The organism is Paenibacillus sp. FSL R5-0490, assembly GCF_001956215.1.
Taxonomy (GTDB): Bacteria; Bacillota; Bacilli; order Bacillales; family Cytobacillaceae; genus Cytobacillus.
The window spans coordinates 1-20428 of the sequence record NZ_MRTQ01000032.1 but is presented as its reverse complement, the minus strand read 5'-3'; the positions used below and the strand labels follow the sequence as shown (position 1 = coordinate 20428).

At 42.5% G+C, this 20428-nt stretch carries 19 protein-coding genes and 6 tRNA genes; 3 read left to right on the top strand and 22 right to left on the bottom strand.

The window, feature by feature from the left end:
* Positions 1-52 precede the first annotated feature (52 nt).
* Positions 53-661 carry a general stress protein gene (locus tag BK139_RS20995; protein WP_076262674.1) on the top strand — a complete coding sequence of 203 codons (609 nt, stop codon included), beginning with the start codon at positions 53-55 and terminating at the stop codon, positions 659-661.
* Positions 662-720: 59 nt separating this feature from the next.
* On the opposite strand, the gene yhbH is transcribed toward BK139_RS20995, so the two are convergent.
* On the bottom strand, positions 721-1893 hold the full coding sequence (gene yhbH / locus BK139_RS20990) for a sporulation protein YhbH (RefSeq protein WP_076262671.1): 1173 nt from the start codon (positions 1891-1893) through the stop codon (positions 721-723).
* A 283-nt stretch (positions 1894-2176) separates the two neighbouring features.
* Positions 2177-2362, bottom strand: coding sequence for a hypothetical protein (locus BK139_RS20985; RefSeq protein ID WP_076262668.1), 186 nt, complete (start codon positions 2360-2362; stop codon positions 2177-2179).
* Positions 2363-2477: 115 nt separating this feature from the next.
* On the opposite strand from BK139_RS20985, the gene BK139_RS24165 reads away from it, so the two are divergent.
* Entirely contained in the window at positions 2478-2618 is a 141-nt protein-coding gene (locus BK139_RS24165; protein ID WP_175609171.1) for a hypothetical protein, read from the top strand.
* Between the two features lie 93 nt (positions 2619-2711).
* Here the strand turns inward: BK139_RS24165 and BK139_RS20980 are convergent, their stop codons facing one another.
* The 5 genes from BK139_RS20980 to queG all read right to left on the bottom strand — a co-directional run bounded on the left by BK139_RS20980 (position 2712) and on the right by queG (position 8558).
* A complete protein-coding gene (locus tag BK139_RS20980) occupies positions 2712-4607 on the bottom strand; it encodes a PrkA family serine protein kinase (RefSeq protein WP_048011724.1) in 1896 nt (631 codons plus the stop codon).
* Positions 4608-5004: 397 nt separating this feature from the next.
* Positions 5005-5754, bottom strand: a complete 750-nt coding sequence (gene nfsA, locus BK139_RS20975) for an oxygen-insensitive NADPH nitroreductase (protein ID WP_076262665.1) — start codon at positions 5752-5754, stop codon at positions 5005-5007.
* A 99-nt stretch (positions 5755-5853) separates the two neighbouring features.
* Positions 5854-6327 (bottom strand): tRNA (uridine(34)/cytosine(34)/5-carboxymethylaminomethyluridine(34)-2'-O)-methyltransferase TrmL, encoded by a 474-nt coding sequence (gene trmL, locus BK139_RS20970; protein ID WP_076262663.1) that lies wholly within the window; start codon positions 6325-6327, stop codon positions 5854-5856.
* 63 nt (positions 6328-6390) lie between these two features.
* Complete coding sequence (locus tag BK139_RS20965) at positions 6391-7269, bottom strand: amidase domain-containing protein (protein ID WP_076262661.1); 879 nt, start codon at positions 7267-7269, stop codon at positions 6391-6393.
* Positions 7270-7424: 155 nt separating this feature from the next.
* Entirely contained in the window at positions 7425-8558 is a 1134-nt protein-coding gene (queG, locus tag BK139_RS20960) for a tRNA epoxyqueuosine(34) reductase QueG (protein ID WP_076262658.1), read from the bottom strand.
* A gap of 335 nt (positions 8559-8893) precedes the next feature.
* On the opposite strand from queG, the gene BK139_RS20955 reads away from it, so the two are divergent.
* Positions 8894-9562 carry a B3/B4 domain-containing protein gene (locus BK139_RS20955; protein ID WP_076262655.1) on the top strand — a complete coding sequence of 223 codons (669 nt, stop codon included), beginning with the start codon at positions 8894-8896 and terminating at the stop codon, positions 9560-9562.
* 122 nt (positions 9563-9684) lie between these two features.
* Here the strand turns inward: BK139_RS20955 and BK139_RS20950 are convergent.
* The 15 genes from BK139_RS20950 to BK139_RS20880 form a co-directional block, all read right to left on the bottom strand.
* A tRNA-Gly gene (locus BK139_RS20950) sits at positions 9685-9758 on the bottom strand.
* 305 nt (positions 9759-10063) lie between these two features.
* Positions 10064-11032, bottom strand: a complete 969-nt coding sequence (locus BK139_RS20945; protein ID WP_076262652.1) for a sugar phosphate isomerase/epimerase family protein — start codon at positions 11030-11032, stop codon at positions 10064-10066.
* Positions 11033-11044: 12 nt separating this feature from the next.
* The gene (locus tag BK139_RS20940; protein WP_076262649.1) at positions 11045-12073 is read right to left on the bottom strand and encodes a Gfo/Idh/MocA family protein; all 1029 of its coding nucleotides are present in this window, start codon (positions 12071-12073) and stop codon (positions 11045-11047) included.
* A gap of 9 nt (positions 12074-12082) precedes the next feature.
* A complete protein-coding gene (locus BK139_RS20935; RefSeq protein ID WP_076262646.1) occupies positions 12083-13111 on the bottom strand; it encodes a Gfo/Idh/MocA family protein in 1029 nt (342 codons plus the stop codon).
* A gap of 1 nt (position 13112) precedes the next feature.
* Positions 13113-13853 (bottom strand): ThuA domain-containing protein, encoded by a 741-nt coding sequence (locus tag BK139_RS20930; protein ID WP_076262644.1) that lies wholly within the window; start codon positions 13851-13853, stop codon positions 13113-13115.
* Between the two features lie 15 nt (positions 13854-13868).
* Positions 13869-14597 (bottom strand): response regulator transcription factor, encoded by a 729-nt coding sequence (locus BK139_RS20925; protein WP_076262641.1) that lies wholly within the window; start codon positions 14595-14597, stop codon positions 13869-13871.
* Entirely contained in the window at positions 14575-16389 is a 1815-nt protein-coding gene (locus BK139_RS20920) for a sensor histidine kinase (RefSeq protein WP_076262638.1), read from the bottom strand. The genes BK139_RS20925 and BK139_RS20920 overlap by 23 nt, the downstream gene beginning before the upstream one ends.
* A gap of 147 nt (positions 16390-16536) precedes the next feature.
* Complete coding sequence (locus tag BK139_RS20915) at positions 16537-17823, bottom strand: ABC transporter substrate-binding protein (RefSeq protein ID WP_076262636.1); 1287 nt, start codon at positions 17821-17823, stop codon at positions 16537-16539.
* A 67-nt stretch (positions 17824-17890) separates the two neighbouring features.
* Positions 17891-18718, bottom strand: coding sequence for a carbohydrate ABC transporter permease (locus tag BK139_RS20910; protein ID WP_076262634.1), 828 nt, complete (start codon positions 18716-18718; stop codon positions 17891-17893).
* On the bottom strand, positions 18718-19659 hold the full coding sequence (locus tag BK139_RS20905; RefSeq protein ID WP_076262631.1) for a carbohydrate ABC transporter permease: 942 nt from the start codon (positions 19657-19659) through the stop codon (positions 18718-18720). The genes BK139_RS20910 and BK139_RS20905 overlap by 1 nt, the downstream gene beginning before the upstream one ends.
* Before the next feature lie 295 nt (positions 19660-19954).
* Positions 19955-20036, bottom strand: a tRNA-Leu gene (locus BK139_RS20900).
* Between the two features lie 23 nt (positions 20037-20059).
* Positions 20060-20148 (bottom strand) — tRNA-Leu (locus BK139_RS20895).
* 28 nt (positions 20149-20176) lie between these two features.
* Positions 20177-20250: transfer RNA gene (locus tag BK139_RS20890), tRNA-Cys, on the bottom strand.
* A gap of 18 nt (positions 20251-20268) precedes the next feature.
* Positions 20269-20343, bottom strand: a tRNA-Gly gene (locus BK139_RS20885).
* 4 nt (positions 20344-20347) lie between these two features.
* Positions 20348-20422, bottom strand: a tRNA-Gln gene (locus BK139_RS20880).
* Positions 20423-20428 lie beyond the last annotated feature (6 nt).

Here is a 20428-nt window from a genome sequence, read left to right as displayed (position 1 = left end):
CCAGCAATTCAGGGAAATAAAAAAATATCATACTACACTGGGAGTGAAAAATATGCAGAAGAATATATTAATAGGCGGATTCGATACTCAGCAAGAGCTTAAAGAAGCCATTGAAGGTGCAGGGTCAAATGGATATCAGAAGGAAAATCTTGTGATCGTCTCAAAGGATGGCGCAAATCTTGAAAGCTTTGCAGACAATTACGGAGTGAACTTGCGGATAGTCGGTTCCCAGGAGCTGGGCAATCAGCGTTTTCTTGATTCTGTTAAAGCTCTATTCATGGGGGAAGATCCGGCCACAAGTTCAGGGATTGATCCCGATAAAAAAGATGGTACACGATTTGATGAACATGACCTGGATCGATACGCAAGCATGGTTTTTGACGGAAAATATGTCTTAATCGCTGACTATTATGGGAAATATCCAAACTCCACGCAGGACAATCAGAGAATCACTGCCGAAAACTCTGAAGGATATATGGAGAGTGCTTCAGCCCGGGAGGTTGTCCATGAATCGGATATCAAAACACTGGCAGATAAATCCGCTGATCCATGCTGTGTCAGCGAGAATCCCAGTCGTGTTCAGCATTCACATACTTCAGCAGAGATGAAAACCAGTGAAGTAAATCGGCAAGAATTGCTTACAAAAGACAGGCTTAAATAGCATCAGCCCCCTGAAAATGGGGGCTTTTTGCTGAAATAAAAAGAGAGGTTTCCCTCTCTTTAGGCATATTTCTTCTTATCCTCTTCCTGTTTGAAAAAGCTTTTCATCGCATGGAATACATCTGCTTTTTGCTTAAGAATATAATATCGGAAATCATCATTTTTGATATTTTTATAGGCGGACATCAGAGTCGAGTGGCGGTTGTACTGGTTGACCTCACCGTATCCAAACATATTGGACACCTTCATCAGGTCTTCCACCAGCTTGACACAGCGGGCATTATCAGAGGTCAGGTTATCACCGTCTGAGAAGTGGAAAGGATAAATATTAAATTTACGCGGATCGTACTTGGCATCTATCAGCTCAAGCGCTTTTCGGTAGGCAGATGAACAAATCGTTCCACCGCTTTCTCCTTTTGAAAAAAAGTCCTCTTCTGAAACCACTTTTGCTTCTGTATGGTGGGCAATAAATTCAATTTCAACTGTCTCATATTTGGTTCTCAGGAACCGCGTCATCCAGAAGAAAAAGCTTCTGGCCATATACTTTTCCCAGATCCCCATCGATCCGCTCGTATCCATCATCGCAAGCACGACAGCCTTCGAATCAGGCTTTACAATTTCATTCCAGGTCTTAAACTTCAAATCTTCCTTATAAATCGGGTGGAACGCTGCCTTGCCCTTCATTGCGTTGCGCTTGAATGCCGACATCATGGTCCTTTTCTTATCAATATTGCCCATTAAACCTGTTTTTCTGATGTCATTAAATTCAATATCCTCTACAACATTTTCATCCTGTTCTTTTCTCTTTAAATTAGGCAATTCCAATTGTTTAAATAAAGCCTCTTCAATTTCCATGAGTGATACTTCTGCTTCAAAATAATCCTCGCCTGCCTGGTCGCCTGCTCCTTGCCCCTTTCCGGGTCCTTTCTGGCTGCCGGATCCGTCACGGGCCACTACATCTCCAATCTGGCTATCTCCATCGCCTTGGCCGACATGTTTGTTTTTATCATAGTTATAACGGATTTTGTATTCATCCAATGAGCGAATCGGAATCTTTACCACTTCCCGCCCATTCGACATTACAATGTTTTCTTCCGTTATCAAATCAGGCAAATTGTTGCGGATTGCTTCCTGGACTTTATCCTGATGACGCTGCTGGTCATCATAGCCTTTGCGATGGAGGGACCAATCTTCTTGGGAAATCACAAACTGATGGTTATTGACATTCGTCATGTTAACCCCTCCTTTTAAAATAAATTTCACACATTACAGCTTTCCAACATACAATATCGCGAGTGTCAAAAAAAGATGAAACATCCCCATTTCAGCAGTCTGCCTTCATTTCATAGATTCATTTCCCGGCAGTGATTTTAATATTCATGCACCAATACAAAGAAATGTTTATTACTCTATCATATGCGGGAAGACAAAATAATTTACAAATAATTTTGACAATAAGACATTCGAAGCATCTTTTAGACAAGCCCATTTTTTATACAAAAATAAACCTCCGCGATCAGCGAAGGTTCTTGTCTTTGTTTTTATTCTGAATGGGATCCGGATATTTATCGTAATCCTCTTTTAATTCTTTATTGGTCCGCATATTTTCCATCTGCTTGCCCAGGTTTTCCATTTCTTCAATATTTTCCGCCATTGAGCTGTTTCTCGGTGTATAATCCTTATCTAATTCTTTCTTTTTCATGAATATCACCTCTGCTGTATTTATACCCCTAATTGGGCCAATCTAAACTTTTATAATAGTTCTGAAGCATAAATATGGCCAAGTGTAAATAGGATTATACAAAAGGGGGGATTTTATGAGCGAAATCCTTTGCTGCAGCTGGTGCGGTGAATTATCGATATTTGAGCGGACCGTTTACCTTGAAAATAAGCCAGTCTGTCAGGAATGCCAGAAAAAAAAGAATGAACCCGCATTAACAATAGACAAAAATGGATGAAGAGGCTTTTCGAAGCCTCTTTTTTATATTTATTAAATCTATTAATTACATACTAAAAAATAAGCCTGGCATCAATACTGCCAGGCCCTTCATTTATCGATTCAGCAAGCTTCCCACATAGCGGAGCAGTTCGTTTGCTGATGTGGAGTTATAGCCATGTTCGTCGATCAGACGTGCTACTACCTCATTCACCTTCTTCAGCTGCTGCTCATCCGGCGTTTTTGAAGATGTGGTGATTTTCACAACATCTTTCAGGTCAGCGAAGAGTTTCTTCTGGATGGCTTCGCGCAGGCGGTCATGCGAATTATAGTCAAAGCGCTTGCCTTTTCTGGCATAAGCGGAGATGCGGATGAGGATTTCCTCCCTGAATGCTTTCTTCGCATTCTCGGAGATGCCGATTTGTTCTTCGATTGAGCGCATCAGCTTTTCATCCGGACTGATCTCCTCACCGGTTAATGGGTCGCGCAGCTTCGCTTTATTGCAGTATGCTTCAACATTATCAAGATAGTTTTCCATAAGCGTTTTTGCAGATTCTTCATAGGAGTAAACAAATGCCTTTTGGACTTCTTTCTTGGCGATATCATCATACTCTTTGCGGGCCAGAGAAATAAAATTCAGGTATCTTTCCTTAAGCTCTGGAGTGATGGATGGATGCTGATCCAATCCTTCTTTAAGCGATCGCAGTACATCCAGCGCATTGATGCTTGTGATATTTTTGCGGATGATTGTCGAAGAGATCCTGTTGATGACATAACGCGGGTCAATGCCGCTCATGCCCTCATCTGCATGCTCTTTTTTCAATTCTTCCACATCTGCTCTATTATAGCCTTCAACACTCTCACCATCATACAAACGCATTTTCTTAACTAAATCAATATCGCCTTTTTTCGGATCCTTCATGCGGGTTAAAATCGTAAACATCGCTGCCACTCTTAAAGTATGCGGTGCAATGTGCACATTGGAAACATCGCTTTCACGGATCATTTTATCGTAAATCTTCTCTTCCTCTGAAACCTTTAAATTATATGGGATTGGCATAACGATAATCCTGGAATGCAAAGCTTCATTCTTTTTATTGGAAATGAATGAACGATACTCTGTTTCATTCGTGTGAGCGACAATTAGCTCATCTGCCGAAATCAGGGCGAAGCGTCCGGCTTTAAAGTTGCCTTCCTGAGTCAGGGACAATAAATGCCATAAAAACTTCTCGTCACACTTCAGCATTTCCTGGAATTCCATCATACCTCGGTTTGCTTTATTCAGTTCCCCGTCAAAACGGTAGGCACGAGGATCGGATTCTGAACCATATTCAGCAATAGTTGAAAAGTCAATGCTTCCAGTCAGATCAGCAATATCCTGGGATTTCGGATCTGAAGGGCTGAAAGTTCCAATCCCCACCCTGCGATCTTCGGAGAAAATGATTCGTTCAATTAAAACATCTTCTATGCGGCCGCCATACTCCTGTTCGAGACGCATACTATTCAATGGCGATAGGTTTCCTTCAATTCTTATTCCATACTCATCATAAAAGTCCTTGCGGAGGTGATGCGGAATTAAATGAAGCGGATCTTCATGCATTGGGCAGCCCTTAATAGCATAGACCGCGCCCCTTTCAGCGTGGGAATATTGCTCCAAACCCCTCTTTAGCATTGTCACTAATGTTGATTTACCGCCGCTGACCGGACCCATTAATAAAAGGATCCTTTTACGGACATCAAGGCGTTTGGCAGCAGGGTGAAAATACTCTTCTACCAGCCTTTCCAATGCTTCTTCTAATCCAAAGAGCTGGTTGCTGAAAAATTGGTATCGTTTTTGCCCTTTCACTTCTTCGACACCGGCATCCTTAATCATATTATATACCCGCGAATGTGCTGACTGGGCAACCCATGGCTTCTCTTTGACAATTTCTAAATACTCTCCAAAAGTCCCTTCCCATTTAAGCTTTTCTTCCTCGTGTCTGTACATCTCAATTTTTTTTAGAATATCCATAAGGACCTCCCCCTGTCGCATTATCAGAGACGATTAATATACTCTATGCGCACCTGCAATCGAACATGCGTAAACTATTGAGAAGTTTGGTTTGTACTTTTTCCGGGGATCAATTAATATTAGAATTCCTCGAGGCGTCATCGAACTGTAAAAAAAACTCCATACTTTTCATTCACAGTATTTCATTTTTGGGCTATAATAAGCTTATATTTACATGCATGCTTATTGAGATAACACTAAAGGAGGATTACATATATATGGGTACAATTATTATTATCGGTGTAATGGTTACTTTCCTTGCTGCTATTTTCACTGCCGGCTATGATGACAAGCCAGGCGTAAGCAAAAAATAAGCTGCTGATCTATTCAGCAGCTTTTTTCTTATTTCCATATACTCCTACCTTAAATCCATCTTGTTCTTCTGTACAAAATCCTTCATATACATGCGTGTCTGCTTTTCGAGCATGCCGGCAATTTGACTGGTCCAAGTGTCCTTCCGCTTGCCGCCTGTACGCTCATCATAATACTCGGAAATGATTTTATTATACACTTCCAGCTCTTGGCGGTAGGCTGTTTCATCCTGATTATACTCATTTTCATGATAAATGTGCTGAAGAGGGAGCCGCGGTTTTTTATCGTTCTTTTTAGAAGGGCAGCCAACAGCCAGTCCAAACAAAGGAATCACACGGTCTGGTGTTTTTAATAGCTCAGCCACTCCCTCCAGATTGTTTCTTATTCCGCCAATATAGCAGATTCCAAGTCCCAATGATTCTGCAGCAATGGCAGCATTCTGCGCAGCCAAAGCAGCATCAATGACAGCAACCATAAACTTCTCTGTGCTTTCGATTGATGCAATTACATTTTTATTTTCCATATGTCCGATGACTTCATGACGATGCAGATCAGCACAAAATACGAAAAAATGGCCATTTTCAGCTACATAATTCTGATTGCCTGCCATTTCAGCAAGCTTCGCTTTCTTTTCTTTATCTGTCACTCCGATTATTGAATAGGCCTGGACAAAACTTGAAGTGGAAGCAGCTTGAGCAGATAGTACAATTGTTTCAATCTGCTCTTTTGACAGAGGCCTGTCTTCAAAATTCCGGACGGAACGATGGTCCATCAGCAAGTTGGTAACTTCATTCATTACATCTCATCCTTTCCATATGTACTTTTTCATTTTACCCAGAGAAGAAAGTTTTCTCCAAAGAAAAAGGCCTGATAATCATTCAGGCCCTGTGTTTTCCTATGTTAAATGTAAGTATTCCTGCTGTCGCAGTGCTTCATAGACAAGAATGGCAGCAGTGTTGGATAAGTTAAGCGAACGGATATTATCGTTAATTGGAACCTTTAATAAGCGCTCTTTGCTGTTTTCAATAACAACATTGGGAAGACCGGTCGTTTCCTTGCCGAAAATAAAATAATAATCCTTCTCGACTTTGCTATAGTCAAAAGTGGAATATGACTTGGTGCCATCCTTCGTTAAGTAGAAGTATTCCCCATGTTCAGTGCTTTTAAAGAAATCGTCCAATGAATCATGATAAACAATTTTTACAAATTGCCAGTAATCCAAGCCTGCCCGCTTCAGCATTTTATCATCTGTTGAAAAGCCGAGCGGCCGGATCAGATGTAATGTCGTATCAGTAGCCGCGCAGGTACGGGCTATATTGCCTGTGTTGGCCGGAGTTTCCGGCTGATATAATACTACATGCAATCCCACTTTTTTCACCTCTAAAATTAAATCTGCATGTGTTATTATATCACGTTGAAATCACCATACAAATTACTGATCATCAGTAATTGTCAAAAATTTATATTTAATATTTGGTGTATAAGCTGTTGAATCTTCATAAGCCCAATAGCGCATTCGGCTGTTATAGGTGTGGGCATTGACGAGGGGCATTCCTGAAGCATCTTTGCCCGTCACGATCGTGGTATGGTCAAAGCGCCCGTCTCCCTGGAAATCATAGCAAATGACATCTCCTATTAAGAGCTGATCCGGACTGGAGACTTCCTCAGCCCTCAGCCCTGAATTTGAACTGGGCAGATACCACCGCATTGAATTCGCTACTGTCCAGCTGTAGCTCCAATTCCCGCTTCTCATCCACCAGCCTTTACCGCGGTTGGGATATCCCCTCATTGGGCCTCCGCCCACATGAAGACACTGGGAAATATAATTGGTGCAGTCCACCTCAAATTTCTTATAAGCCGGATTATAGCTGTTCCACCATTTTTCTGCATACTGTACTGCCTTCATGCGGTCATATTCATACTCGTATCTTTCTTCCTCTTCAAATTCCCGGGTTGGAAACGCTTCTTCCTTGATAATTTCTTTAAAAGGATTTTTCTCCCGGTCTTCAACAAATACTCCTTTATAGAAGTCGGCTATCCGCTCTTCAATCTCTTCTTCCAAATAAAATATGCCTTTTTGTTTAATTAGATATTTGAAGTGAACTCTATATTCGACCGGAGTCACATCTTCCTTCTCCTGGCCGACTCTGATCACATTTCCGGTTGCCTGTGCTTTCACAATCTCACCGGAGCGGCCGGAAAGAGATTCTTTCTTTTTTTCAATCTTAGGGCATGTATGAATTGAACTTCTTGAATGGGAAACGCACTGCTGCACCCTTTTCCTTAACAGCTCATGAAGCTGGTCCCTCACGCACCTCACTCCTCTCCTATTCAATACATATGAGAGGAAGCAAAGGACATTGCTTAATTTTTCGCGTAATCCTGCAGTAAATCCGTCGGGCTGGCCAGTTTCTGCGTTCATAAAAGAAAAAGGCCATAAAAAAGGAGGGAGTTCCCTCCCCATCATCATTGTTCAAAAAAACTCAAACCTTTTTCAATTTCAGCAATGACTTCTCCGTCTTTCTCCTGCTGCAATGCCTGTTTTAGTGCAGGGAGTGATTTTTCCCCGCCTATTTTCCCGAGCGCCCATGCGGCCGTTCCCCGTATTACCGGCCTCGGATCTTCTTTCATAACTTTAATCAGGTCTTCTGCCGCTGTCTCATCTTTGTAGTGAGCCAGGGCGATGATGGCATTTCGCTGGATCGGCTTTTTCCCTCTCCAGGAACCTGAGACCGGGCCATATTTTTCTTTGAAATCACGGTTGCTGATAAAAAGAAGCGGCCTTAAAAGCGGCTTTGCCACTTCCGGATCCGGCTCCATTTCATTATGAAGATGAAAATCCTTGCCTTTATTTTCAGGACAAACAGTTTGACAGGTATCGCACCCATAAAGCCTGTTCCCCAGTTTTTCTCTATATGGCTCTGCGAGAAAGCCCTTTGTCTGTGTCAAAAAGGCAATGCATTTCTGTGCATCAAGCTGGCCTCCCTGAATTAAAGCTCCTGTCGGGCAGACCTCAACACATTTATTGCAGCTTCCGCATCTGTCTTCCATTGGCTTATCAGGCTCAAAAGGCAGATTTGTTATCATTTCTCCAAGATAAACATACGAGCCGAATTCCGGTGTGATGATAGAACAGTTTTTTCCGCTCCAGCCGATTCCGGCACGCTGGGCAACGGCCCGATCCACCAGCTCACCTGTATCCACCATGGATTTGCATATTGCCTCAGGAATTCTTGACTGAATGAATTCCTCAAGCTTCTGAAGACGTTCTCTCAGGATATGATGATAGTCCTTCCCCCAAGAAGCCCGACAGAAAATCCCCCTTCTTTCACCTCTTTTGCTGACAACCCTTACCTTCATTTTGGAAGGGTAAGCAACCGCAATGGAGATAATGGATCTGGGCTTGTCCATTAGAAGGCCGGGATTTACCCTCTTCTCAATATCAGGCTCTTCAAATCCTGACTGATAGTGAAGCTCCTGCTGGCGAATCAGCCTATTTTTCATTTCATCAAATGTGCCCGCTGTCGTAAAACCGATTTTATCAATGCCAATTGTTTTGCTGTATTCAATCACTTCCTGCTTGAATTGTGCAAAGTCCATTGTATGACCTCCTTTCGCCCGAAAGTAAATGTATCGCAGTCTAACGGGCAGTAAGACCCCCACTTCAAGACTCAGAGGAATCAAAGGAGGATAAGCGGGGGTCAAACTGCCCGTAAAGGCCCGATTGGTGAGATACAGTGAAACTTGCCGACGCGCAGGCAGAGGCTTAGTTGAACTAGCGGAGATCTTAGCGACACTAGAACGCGACTAACAATCAGTGGGGGATAAGGAAAACCCCCACTGATTGAAGTTTCACTTTATATGAAAGTCTTTAATTTATTGAATCACCGATTATTATGATAAACTATTTTAAAGTAATTTTGGAGGTGGAAAGCTTGGAAATTATGATAGATCCAGAGCTGTGCAAATTATTGCCCCATTTTAAAGTCGGATTTATTACATATAAGAATATCGAAGTCGGACAATCTCCTCAAATGGTAAAGGGCAGACTCCAATTATTTCAGGAATCTATTTATTTTGACTTAGAGGACAAGAGTGTTACAGAATTTGAAGGGATCAAAGAATGGCGGCAGATCTTCAAAACGGCAGGCAGGGATCCCAACCGCTATCGCCATTCTGCAGAAGCACTGTACAGAAGAATTAAAAAACAAAATTATCTGCAGCCGGTCAACAGCTCCATCGATATTAACAATTTCTTTTCCCTGGAATACCAAATACCAATCGGCGTATATGATGCCGATAAGCTTTCAGGCCATCTGACTATCAGGTTAGGCAAAGTAGGCGATGAATATAACGGCTTAAACGGAAGACCTAATTCGCTTGCCAATTTAATAATCAGTGAAGATGCGGAAGGGCCATTTGGCAGTCCGTTTGTGGATTCTGAAAGGACAGCTGTCACCGAACAGACTAAAAATGCCGTTCAAATTGTTTATTTGCGCCCTTCTCTGGAAACGGATAAGGCTGAAAAAATGACAGAGTCATTAATGAACATGTACACTCAAGTGCATGGCGGAGAAGGCAGCTTTAAGGTAATTGAATGTTAGTCACTTCTAAAGAAATCGAGTGGAATCTGCGGATGCCGCCCGATTTTTCATTTAATAGCCAAAGAACATGAAAAAACGCAATACCTCGTTCTTTTTGAACGAAACACTGCGTTGGCTATGTATGGAGCGGGTGAAGGGAATCGAACCCTCATCATCAGCTTGGAAGGCTGAGGTTTTACCACTAAACTACACCCGCATTTATATATAATTATCAGCTGCTGACTTCTTTCCCGTTCTTGCATGCCTCTTCCTCTAAAAGCTTACTCATGGTAGCCTATGCGTCGAGGCAACTCGAAGCTGATTCATGAATGTGTCGCTCGTGGCTGAGGTTTTACCACTAAACTACACCCGCGTTTATGAATGTATATTCAATCACAAATGCAAATATGAATCTGCATTTTGTCGAATCAACTATTTAATAGTACTAAATTCAGCGTAAATGGTCAACCCTTTTTGAGAAATTTGTCGAAAAAACAGAGAGGGGCCAGTTCCCCTCCCTGTTTATACCCACCACATTTCCGAAGGCTGCTCTTCGATTAAGATCGATTTAAGGTTCCTTACTGCTCTTGTAAATCCTTCTTCAATCGACATAAGCGGATCTTCGTGCTCAATGCTGACAACATAGTCATAGCCAAATGTGCGCAAAGCGCTCATCATATCAGACCATTCCTGCAGGCTGTGTCCGCACCCGACTGACCTGAATGTCCACGCCCTGGTCTGGACATTGCCATACGGCTGCATATCCGTTAACCCGTACATATTCACATTTTCCTGATCAATATAGGTATCTTTAGCATGAAAATGATGAATGGCATTTTCTCTTCCCAGTATCTTGATTGCTGCCACGGGGTCGATGCCCTGCCACCATAAATGGCTTGGATCCAGATTGGCCCCAATGGCGTCACATGTTTCTTCCCTTAATTTTAAAAGTGTGTAAGGAGTGTGCACTAGAAATCCTCCATGCAGTTCGAGACCAATTTTCACATTATGGTCTTTGGCAAATTGTCCTGCTTTCTTCCAGTAAGGAATGAGCTTCTCCTCCCATTGCCATTTCAGCACTTCTCCATACTCATTTGGCCACGGTGCAACCGGCCAATTCGGATGCTTTGCCCCTTCCCCGTCACCAGCAGTGCCGGAAAAACAGTTAACAACCGGAACATTCATTAAGCTGGCTAACTTAATCGTGTCGTATAATACACGGTCCGATTCCTCTGCAAATGCTTTATCAGGTGAGATCGGATTGCCATGACAGCTGAATGCACTAATTTCAAGCCCCCTCGACAAAATCTTGTTCAGGTAATCATCACGGAGCTCGTTGCTTTCCAAAAGCTCCTGCAGGCTGCAGTGAGCGTTACCGGGATAGGCTCCCGTTCCGATTTCGACAGCCTTAAGTCCTGCAGCTTTCACATGATCGAGCATATCTTCAAAATTTTTATCAGCAAATAATACGGTAAATACGCCGAGCTTCACAAAATCCCCTCCCTAATATAATTCTCGTTTGCTGCTGCTGTAAATTGCATCAATAATCCTGGTTGTCTGCAGTGCTTCTTCTGCTTTAACCATAAATTCTTCGCTGCCCAAACAGCTGTTGATAAAGTTCCGTGCCTGTGTTAAAGCATAGTCTTCCTCTCCCGGGAGCCACTCTGAATGTGTATTCAGGAGCATCCCATATTTAGATTGATTTAACCTGAATGGAAATAAATCAATCCCTCCATGCTGCCCTGAAAGGCTGAGGCTTTTATCATCCCTTTCAATATTGGCTGACCAGGAAGTCTCAAAAAGAAGGGAAGCGCCATTTGCAAATTTTATGTAAGCTGTCACATGATCGTCTACATCAAAGGATTGATGGTCAAAGCTGCCCCATAGATTCACCTGATCAGGCATTTTGCTTAATGTATTATAAGCTGTACCGGATACCTCCGTTTCCGCCGGGTTTCCCAGAAGCCAAAGAGAGAGGTCGAGCAAATGGCAGCCGTAATCAATCAAGCTTCCGCCTCCCTGGAGTTCCTTATTGGTAAAAACACCCCACCCCGGCACCTTTCTTCTTCTCATCGCTCTTGCTCTGGCTGCAAACGGAGTGCCTATTTCATTTTCTGAAATTAGTTTCTTGGCAGCCTGTGCCTCTTTCATAAACCGGTAGTGATAAGCAATGGCCAATACCTTCCCGGACCTGTCTCTTGCATCGATCATTTTTCTGCATTCTTCTTCTGTCATGGCCATCGGCTTCTCACACAAAACATGCAGCCCGGCCTCCAGCGCAGCAGCAGTAATTTCAGCATGAAACTTATTCGGTGTACAAATAACCACGGCATCTGTTTCATTGAAAACTTCTTTATAATCTGTAAAAACGCTGCTAATCCCAAACTTCTTTGCAGCCTGCAGTGCAATATCCTCATTCACATCGCAGATAGCTGTTATGGAAGCACTGTCCGATAATTTCATTAAAACGGGAATATGCCGGGATTGGGCAATTCCTCCAGCACCGATAATTCCGATCCGAAGTTTCTTCATGGATGCACCTCAATTAATTTTGACAATCTGCTTTGTTTCGCTGGACTCCAGGGCAGCAAGAATCACTTGGAGCGACTTCATTCCCTCGGAACCGGAGATCACAGGTTCCTGTTCATTTAAAATACTTTCAATGAAGTGGTCAATGACACCTGAACTCTTTTGCCCGCCTTCTTCATTTGTCTGGATTCCGCCGAGCTCGTACTTCACTGTTTCACCGTTTGCATAGTGAACAATGAGAGAGTTCACCGGATCATCCTCCAGTCTCAAAATCGCTTTCTCACCATAAATAATTGTAGAATTGTCTTCTTTAGATACGTAAGACCAGCTTGCAGCCAATGTACCGATCACACCGCTTTCCGTTTTTAAAACGCATACGGCTGTATCATCGACATCAGCACCGGCTTTGGCACTCGTTTCGACAAATGCTCCGACCTCAGCAAACTCTTCACCCAGCAGGTAACGCAAGAGGTCGGTCTTATGGACACCAAGGTCACCCATCGCACCAATAAAAGCCTGATCCTTTTTGAAGAACCAGCTTTCTTTGCCATCTGCACTCCATCCCTCCGGCCCGCCATGACCAAAAGCTGTCCGGAAACTGTAGATTTTTCCTGCATCGCCACTTACAATCAATTCCTTTGCTTTTTTATGAGACGGAACAAAGCGCTGATTATGAGCAATCATTAATTTCTTCCCATTTTTACGTGCTGTTTCAATCATTTCAAGCGCTTCTTCCTTAGAAGTGGCCATTGGCTTTTCACATAAAACATGCTTGCCCGCGTTCAATGCCGCAACTGAAATTGGGGCATGCAGATAATTCGGAGTGCAGACACTCACTGCATCTATATCCTTGTCAGCTAACAATTCCCTATAATCGGTGTACGCCTTCGCCTCGTAAAGATCAGCAAATCCTTTTGCACGCTCTTCATTAATATCACATACCGCTGCAATGACAGCACCGCTGCTTGCATGATATTCAGGCATATGCCGATGTTTGGCTATACTTCCGCATCCAATGATCCCGATCTTAAGTTTTTTCATCTTAATTCTCCACTCCTTCATGTTTCACACTGATTCTCTCAAGCGGTTTCGCATTTCCATAGACCGGTACCGGAAGATCAGCCTGCTTCGCCCACTTAACAGCATTTTTAATAACCTGCTGAACGTCCTTATGATAATAGGTTGGATACGTTTCATGTCCCGGGCGGAAATAAAAGATTTTTCCCTTTCCCCTCTTGTATGTACAGCCGCTCCGGAAAACTTCCCCGCCTTCAAACCAGCTCACCATTACAAGCTCGTCCGGTGCAGGGATATCGAAATGTTCTCCATACATCTCTTCTTTTTCCAGTTCAATATATTCTCCAAGTCCTTCTGCGATCGGGTGGCTCGGGTCTACAATCCAAATTCGTTCCTTTTCATCCGCTTCTCTCCACTTTAGATCACAGGAAGTTCCCATCAGCACTTTGAAAATTTTAGAAAAATGGCCGGAATGAAGGACAATCAGCCCCATTCCATCAAGAACTCTTTGTTTTACTTTTTCGACGATTGCATCCTCAACTTCCCCATGCGCGAGATGCCCCCACCAGACTAGTACGTCTGTTTCCTGTAAAACAGCATCACTGAGTCCATGTTCGGACTCATCCAATGACGCTGTCTTCACCTTAAAATCTTCTCCATTTAAAAAATCCGCAATGGCACCATGGATGCCATCTGGATAGACTTCCCTTACCTTTTCATCCTTTTGCTCATGGCGATTCTCATTCCAGACAAGCACGTTAATCATGGATCTTCCTCCTTCTTAATTCATACTTCTATATTCATTTGGGGAAATTCCCTCTATCTTTTTAAAGACTTTGCTAAAATACTTTTCATCCTGATAGCCAACCTGAAAAGCAATTTCATAGATTTTCAGTTTATGGTTCTGCAAAAGCTCCTTGGCCTTGTTCATTCGGACATTCGTTACAAAGTCTGTAATAGTAGCCTGATATTCCTGTTTAAACTTCCTGGAGATGTACTCCCTGCTTAAATAAAATTTGTCTGCAATTTCCTGCAGGTTAATATCTTTGTAATAGCTTTCCAGCAGAAACTGTTCTATTTGCTGGATCACATTCATTTCCCTGTTTTGCTCCTGATGGCATTCTACTGGAGAATTTTGCTGTTTCCATTCATTAATGGCTTTCTCCAGGATTTCATTCAAAATGTCCGGATCGATAGGCTTTAAGATATAATCAAAGCTTTTATAACAGATGGCATTCCTCATATAGTCAAAATCATCATAGCCGCTGACAACAATCGTCTTGCTGGATAGATCTGAAGAATGTATCCATTTTAATAGGCTTATGCCATCTCTCTTTGGCATGCTCATATCTGTGAATATGATTTCCGGGCGATGCTCTTTAATCAGCTTTACGGCCTCATTACCATCTGCCGCCTCCATGATCGTGTCAATTCCAAAGCGGCTCCAATCTCCAAGAAGCATTAAGCCTTCCCGCACATGCTGTTCATCATCCACAATAATTGCTTTCATCTTTTCCACCTTCCATCCTTTTTGGAAGTTTAATAGAAACCAGCAGCCCGCCCTGCTCCAAGTTCTTAAGCTGCAGGTAAGCCCGTCTGCCATAATAAAGTTTTAACCGGACATAAACATTCTTCAGTCCGATATTCATTGACTCACCCTTTTGCCCTATCCTGTCATTCATCAAATGCATCCGGATTTCCTCCAGCCTGCTCTCCGAAACGCCTGTGCCATTATCCTCAATAAGAAGATCCAGGTAAAACTCATCCTGTCTGCAGGTTATTTTAACCTCTCCAGTTTTTTCTCGTACATCAAAGCCGTGTTTAAAGTAATTCTCCACTAATGGCTGTAATATCATTTTCGGAACAGGAAACCCCATTGCTTCTTCATCAAGCTGAAAATTGAACTGAAGCTGTTCACCAAATCGTTCCTTTTGGAGCAGAAGGTAGGCCTTGGTATGATCAATCTCTTTTTGAAGAGGAACCATCCCCTCCTCCATATTCATGCTGTACCTCATGATTTTTGAAAGGCGGGTAACAGAAGAATAAATTTGCGGGCCCTGATTTTTCAAGGCCGCAGTTCCAATTGACTGCAATGCATTGTATAAAAAATGCGGATTAACCTGTGACTGCAGAACCTTAAGCTGATTTGTCCTGTTTTCAAGCTGAAGCTTATACTCCCGATTAATCAGATCATTAATTTTATCGATCATTTGCCTGAATCGATCACCGAGATAACCAATCTCATCATTGCCGAAAGATTTAAAACGGACATCAAGATTTCCCTTTTCAACCTGATCGATATTTTTGAGGAGAATTCTGATGGGAGAGGTAATTCTGACAGAAATAAATAACGTGGCGAGAATAACCAGGCACAGCCCGATTACGCCAAACATGATATTGATTTTCGCCACACTGAATGCACTTTCATATAAAGTGGTATATGGGACTCGCTTGACAAGATACCAGCCGCCTGAATTTTGCGATAATTGATCGTATATCATTACACCGCTGAATGTATCTTCCTCCCATTCAGTCGTGCCATTTTCTTTATTCGTCCCTATCACCCAATGAATCCAATCAGGCGTTTTGTCTCCTTCGTCAGCTTCATCCGTTGAGCGGTAGATCATATCACCTTCAGGAGATATAATATAAAATTCTTCATTTTCCCCTGAATAAAGATTACGGCTGATATTGGTTATTTGATCCGGTGAAAACTCCAATGAGATATAGGCCAATAGATCATCTGCTGGAATATTGATTAAAGCCCGGTGTAGCGTAATTACATTCTCAGGCTTCTTTTCATCAGGATCCTTTATCTTATGGACGGGCTCAAGAAACATATTGTTTGGACTTTCTTTCGCTTTTTCGTAATATTCCTGATTGGCATTTGTCAGCCTCTTTGAAAAAACAACAGTAGAGCGGCGGGACGCTGTTATGAGCCGATCTTCCTTTGCAACGGCAATATTAACCCGTTTGATATTTTCCTCAGCATACAATATGGTCGAAATTACATTTCTAACAGCTTCGACAGCCTGATAATTATTTTCCTTCCTGGGATCTTTTAAAAAATTTATAAAACCTGGATTATTGTAGAGAGATAGTGTCAGCCCATCCAATTCATTTATGTACCCCTCCAGGTTCACTTTTCCTTGATATAACAGGTTGCTATTTTCTTTAATGGCCTGGTCCTTCAAGGACTCGGCTGTATGGTAGTAAGTGATGATAATGGACGCCCCAAATGGAACGATTGTGGCAACCATTAATAGAACAATCAGTTTATTCCTAATGCTCCTTTTGAACATTTACATCCCCCGCTGCTATCTCTTTTACAATAGTATAAAGCAACTTCCCTTTTTGGGGATGCCTTTTTTGATATGAGATTTTCCAGATTATAAAAATAGAAAACAGAAAGCATATCTTTCGCAGACATGCTTCCCGTTTCACCAAATTTATTTCAAGTTATCCCAGGATGCCTGGAAGCGTTCGACAACCGTATCATAATCAATCTTTCCGGCAGCATATTCCTGGATTGTTGCAGCAAACTCTTTGTTTGCACCATCCGGCCATCTGAACCATGTCCAAGGAATCGTTTTCTCTGCCTTAGAATACTCAAGAATGTGCTTTCCAAGTGGCCCTAAACCGGTTGGCTCAATATTGTCAAAGGCTGGTATGAAAGCAAACTCTTCTGTGATATAACGTTTGCCTGTTTCAGATGAAACCATCCAGTTAAGGAATAACTTGGCTTCTTCAAGATGCTCAGAGTTTTTGTTAAGAACCCAGTTGTTCGGTACGCCTACTGGTAAACGGTCTGCCTCAGTTTCATCATCAGTCAGAGGAATCGGGAGGAATCCCATATTAATGTCAGGGTCAATTTCAAGAATCATGTTCTCTGTCCAGTTCCCCTGCTGAAGCATAGCTGTTTTGCCGGAAGCAAATAGTGTAACTTGCGTATTGTAATCAGTTGTTAACGGATTGTCATTTCCGAAGTTAATTTCAGTATCAAGAACTTCTTTAAATTCTTTAAATTTATCATTGCCGGTTAACTTTTCAGATCCATTGTATAAGCCTTCGATAAAGGCAACAGGATCCTCCTGCTGTGCAAATGGAATGTTTAACAAATGCTGCCCAATGACCCACCACTCACCGTAACCGGCAGAGAAAGGGGTAATTCCTTTATCTTTGAGCTTTTTAGCAGCATCCTTCAGTTCAGAAATCGTATTAGGCGGTTCAGTAATTCCCGCTTCTTTAAATAAATCCTTGTTATAAATAAACCCGTATCCTTCCAGGTTTACCGGCATTCCATAAAGCTTGCCATCTGTATCGGTCGTTGGAACCTTACCAATTGGAAGCACATGCTCTGCCCACGGCTCATTTGAAAGGTCAGCAAGATGCTCTTTCCAAAGCTCCAGTTCCTTAAAACCGCCATTGTTAAAAATGTCAGGCTGTTCTCCGGAAGCAAACTTCGCTTTTAATGCGGCACCATAATCAGCTCCGCCTCCGACTGACTCAAGTTTAATTTTAATATTTGGATGCTCTTTTTCGAATTCGCCAATCATTTCCTGAAGCTGATCGGCAATTTCCACTTTAAATTGGAACATGTTGAGTGTTACCACTTCATCACCATTTTTTGAATCATCCTTTGGCTTTTCATCCCCTGAAGAGCTGGAAGAAGAACAGCCCGCTATAATGCCGGCCATCAGAATCAATGACAGCAGTAATAGAGCAAAGCGTTTCATTTTGTTTCCCCCCTGAATAATTTTATATAAACTTTCACAGCCTCTTTGGATGTAAAAGTCTCTACCGCTACTTAATGGAGCCTTGTGCAATGCCTTTTATAATATGTTTCTGCAGGAACAGGAAGAAAATGATGACCGGTGTAATGCCCATCACAAGGGCAGCCAGTCCCATATCCCACTGCTTTGTATATTGTGCGAAGAATGAGCTTGTGGCCAAAGGAATCGTCCTTAGCTCTGCATCCTGAAGCACCAGAAGCGGAAGCAGATAGTCATTCCAGATCCACAATGTATTCAAAATGACAACCGTTACAGTAATTGGCTTCAGAAGCGGAAAAACGATTCTCCAAAAGACGCCAAACTGGCTGCACCCATCAATTCGGGCCGACTCTTCTATCTCGATTGGAACTGTTTTAATAAAACCGTGATAAAGGAAAAGTGATAATGGTACACCAAAGCCAAAGTACATAATGATGAGTCCAGGTATGCTGTTTGTCAGATTCAGCGTGCCTCCGAGTTTCATCAGAGGAATCATAACTGTCTGGAATGGAATAACCATCGCAGATACAAATAAAACAAACAGGATTTTGCTGAATTTCCCCGGAGTCCTGACCATTTTCCAGGCAGCCATAGAACTGATGACAACCAGTCCAATATTGCTGATTACCGTTATTATAAGCGAATTCCAGAAGGCCCGAGGGAAATTAATGATATCCCATACCTTCAGATAATTGGAGAATAAAAATTCCTTCGGCCATGCTGCAGCATCAATCAGGATATCTGCAAAACCCTTTACAGAATTAATAATCACGAAGTAAAAAGGAATGAGGAATATGATTCCTAATACGATTCCGATGATCTCCAGCAGCAGCGTAACCTTCGTATATCTGGGATTCATTATGCCTCAACCTCCCTTTTCTTCGTCATCATCACCTGAACCGTTGTGAAAATAGCTACCACAAGGAAGAATAAAATCGATTTTGCGGTACCAAGACCATACCGGTTATTCTGGAATGCCTCCTGATAAATGTTAATCGCTACCGATTGTGTCGAGTTAAATGGCCCGCCGCCTGTCAGTGAAATATTCAGGTCAAAAATCTTAAATGCCATTGATATCGTTAAAAAGAAACAAATCGTGAATGCCGGTAAAATAAGCGGAACGATTATTTTTGTCAGCAGTGTCCAGCTTGATGCTCCATCGATTCTTGCCGCCTCAAGCAGTGTCTGATCAACCCCCTGCAGTGCTGCAATATAAATAACCATCATATATCCGCTGATCTGCCAGGCAAACACAATTACAATGCCCCAGAATGCTGTTGTCTCATCTCCAAGCCATGGAAGCTTAAAAACTGAAAGATCCGTTAGATTACCGATAGCTGCAAACCCTTTTACAAAAATAAACTGCCAGATGAACCCAAGCAATAATCCCCCGATAACATTCGGAATGAAAAACACAGTCCTCAATAAATTCCTGGACTTCAAGGCTGCGTTCAATAATAATGCAAGTCCAAATCCTAGTAAATTACTAATAATAACCGAAGCTAACATAAATTTAGTAGTAAAAATAAAGGAATCAAAAAACTTAGGATCACTCTTAAAAATCTTTATATAGTTTTCAAGCCCAACCCACTCAACCACAGAACTAACGCCATTCCAGGACGTAAACGAATAATAAATCCCCATCAGGAAAGGAATGATCTGTATCACCAGGAAAAAAATTAATGCAGGCCCTACAAAAGCAAGGTATGTTAAAATCTTTTTCAAATTTGCTTTTTTCCTGGAAACTGTTTTAATCTCTGACTTAATTGCCGGTTCCCCGATCTCAACCTTTGTCTCCAATTCTCTTCACCGCCTCCTCATTTCCTGCAAACGCTTTCCTACATTATATTTGAAAGCGTTTGCCTATATAGGTGACTGAATTGACTAAATGGTGCAATATTTTGACTTTTTCAAAAGGTCAATCGCCTTATCCTTGTTTCGGAGCAGCCTTCCGAACAGTTCAGAACCCTTATTCGGAACCACCCTCTGAACCGTCCGGAATCCTGTAGTGATGATAAATGCACGCCAAATTTCCCAGGGATATACTTTTTAAACACAAAAAAAGGTTTCCCATTTGGGAAACCTTTTTTTCAGATACCGGTGGTCGGGGTCGAACCGACACTCCAGAAGGAACACGATTTTGAGTCGTGCGCGTCTGCCAATTCCGCCACACCGGCATATTAAAATGTTATAAATCTTGTGGTGCCGAGGACCGGAATCGAACCGGTACGGTAGTCACCTACCGCAGGATTTTAAGTCCTGTGCGTCTGCCAGTTCCGCCACCCCGGCGTATATCAGCGAATCAAGATTTAGATTATGGAGGCGGCAACCGGATTCGAACCGGTGGTAAAGGTTTTGCAGACCTCTGCCTTACCACTTGGCTATGCCGCCGTAAAAACAATGAAAGTCTGGAGCGGAAGACGGGATTCGAACCCGCGACCCCCACCTTGGCAAGGTGATGTTCTACCACTGAACTACTTCCGCAAAATGGCTGGGCTAGCAGGATTCGAACCTGCGAGTGACGGAGTCAAAGTCCGGTGCCTTACCGCTTGGCTATAGCCCAATGATC

What these genes read in the sequence shown, in the direction of transcription:
- nfsA (WP_076262665.1), bottom strand. Translation starts at nt 5,754, where the DNA reads ATGAATGAAGTTACCAACTTGCTGATGGACCATCGTTCCGTCCGGAAT.
- BK139_RS20910 (WP_076262634.1), bottom strand. Translation starts at nt 18,718, where the DNA reads ATGAATCCCAGATATACGAAGGTTACGCTGCTGCTGGAGATCATCGGA.
- BK139_RS20930 (WP_076262644.1), bottom strand. Translation starts at nt 13,853, where the DNA reads ATGATTAACGTGCTTGTCTGGAATGAGAATCGCCATGAGCAAAAGGAT.
- queG (WP_076262658.1), bottom strand. Translation starts at nt 8,558, where the DNA reads ATGGACTTTGCACAATTCAAGCAGGAAGTGATTGAATACAGCAAAACA.
- yhbH (WP_076262671.1), bottom strand. Translation starts at nt 1,893, where the DNA reads ATGACGAATGTCAATAACCATCAGTTTGTGATTTCCCAAGAAGATTGG.
- BK139_RS24165 (WP_175609171.1), top strand. Translation starts at nt 2,478, where the DNA reads ATGAGCGAAATCCTTTGCTGCAGCTGGTGCGGTGAATTATCGATATTT.
- BK139_RS20925 (WP_076262641.1), bottom strand. Translation starts at nt 14,597, where the DNA reads ATGAAAGCAATTATTGTGGATGATGAACAGCATGTGCGGGAAGGCTTA.
- BK139_RS20940 (WP_076262649.1), bottom strand. Translation starts at nt 12,073, where the DNA reads ATGAAGAAACTTCGGATCGGAATTATCGGTGCTGGAGGAATTGCCCAA.
- BK139_RS20995 (WP_076262674.1), top strand. Translation starts at nt 53, where the DNA reads ATGCAGAAGAATATATTAATAGGCGGATTCGATACTCAGCAAGAGCTT.
- BK139_RS20935 (WP_076262646.1), bottom strand. Translation starts at nt 13,111, where the DNA reads ATGAAAAAACTTAAGATCGGGATCATTGGATGCGGAAGTATAGCCAAA.
- BK139_RS20920 (WP_076262638.1), bottom strand. Translation starts at nt 16,389, where the DNA reads ATGTTCAAAAGGAGCATTAGGAATAAACTGATTGTTCTATTAATGGTT.
- BK139_RS20985 (WP_076262668.1), bottom strand. Translation starts at nt 2,362, where the DNA reads ATGAAAAAGAAAGAATTAGATAAGGATTATACACCGAGAAACAGCTCA.
- BK139_RS20915 (WP_076262636.1), bottom strand. Translation starts at nt 17,823, where the DNA reads ATGAAACGCTTTGCTCTATTACTGCTGTCATTGATTCTGATGGCCGGC.
- BK139_RS20980 (WP_048011724.1), bottom strand. Translation starts at nt 4,607, where the DNA reads ATGGATATTCTAAAAAAAATTGAGATGTACAGACACGAGGAAGAAAAG.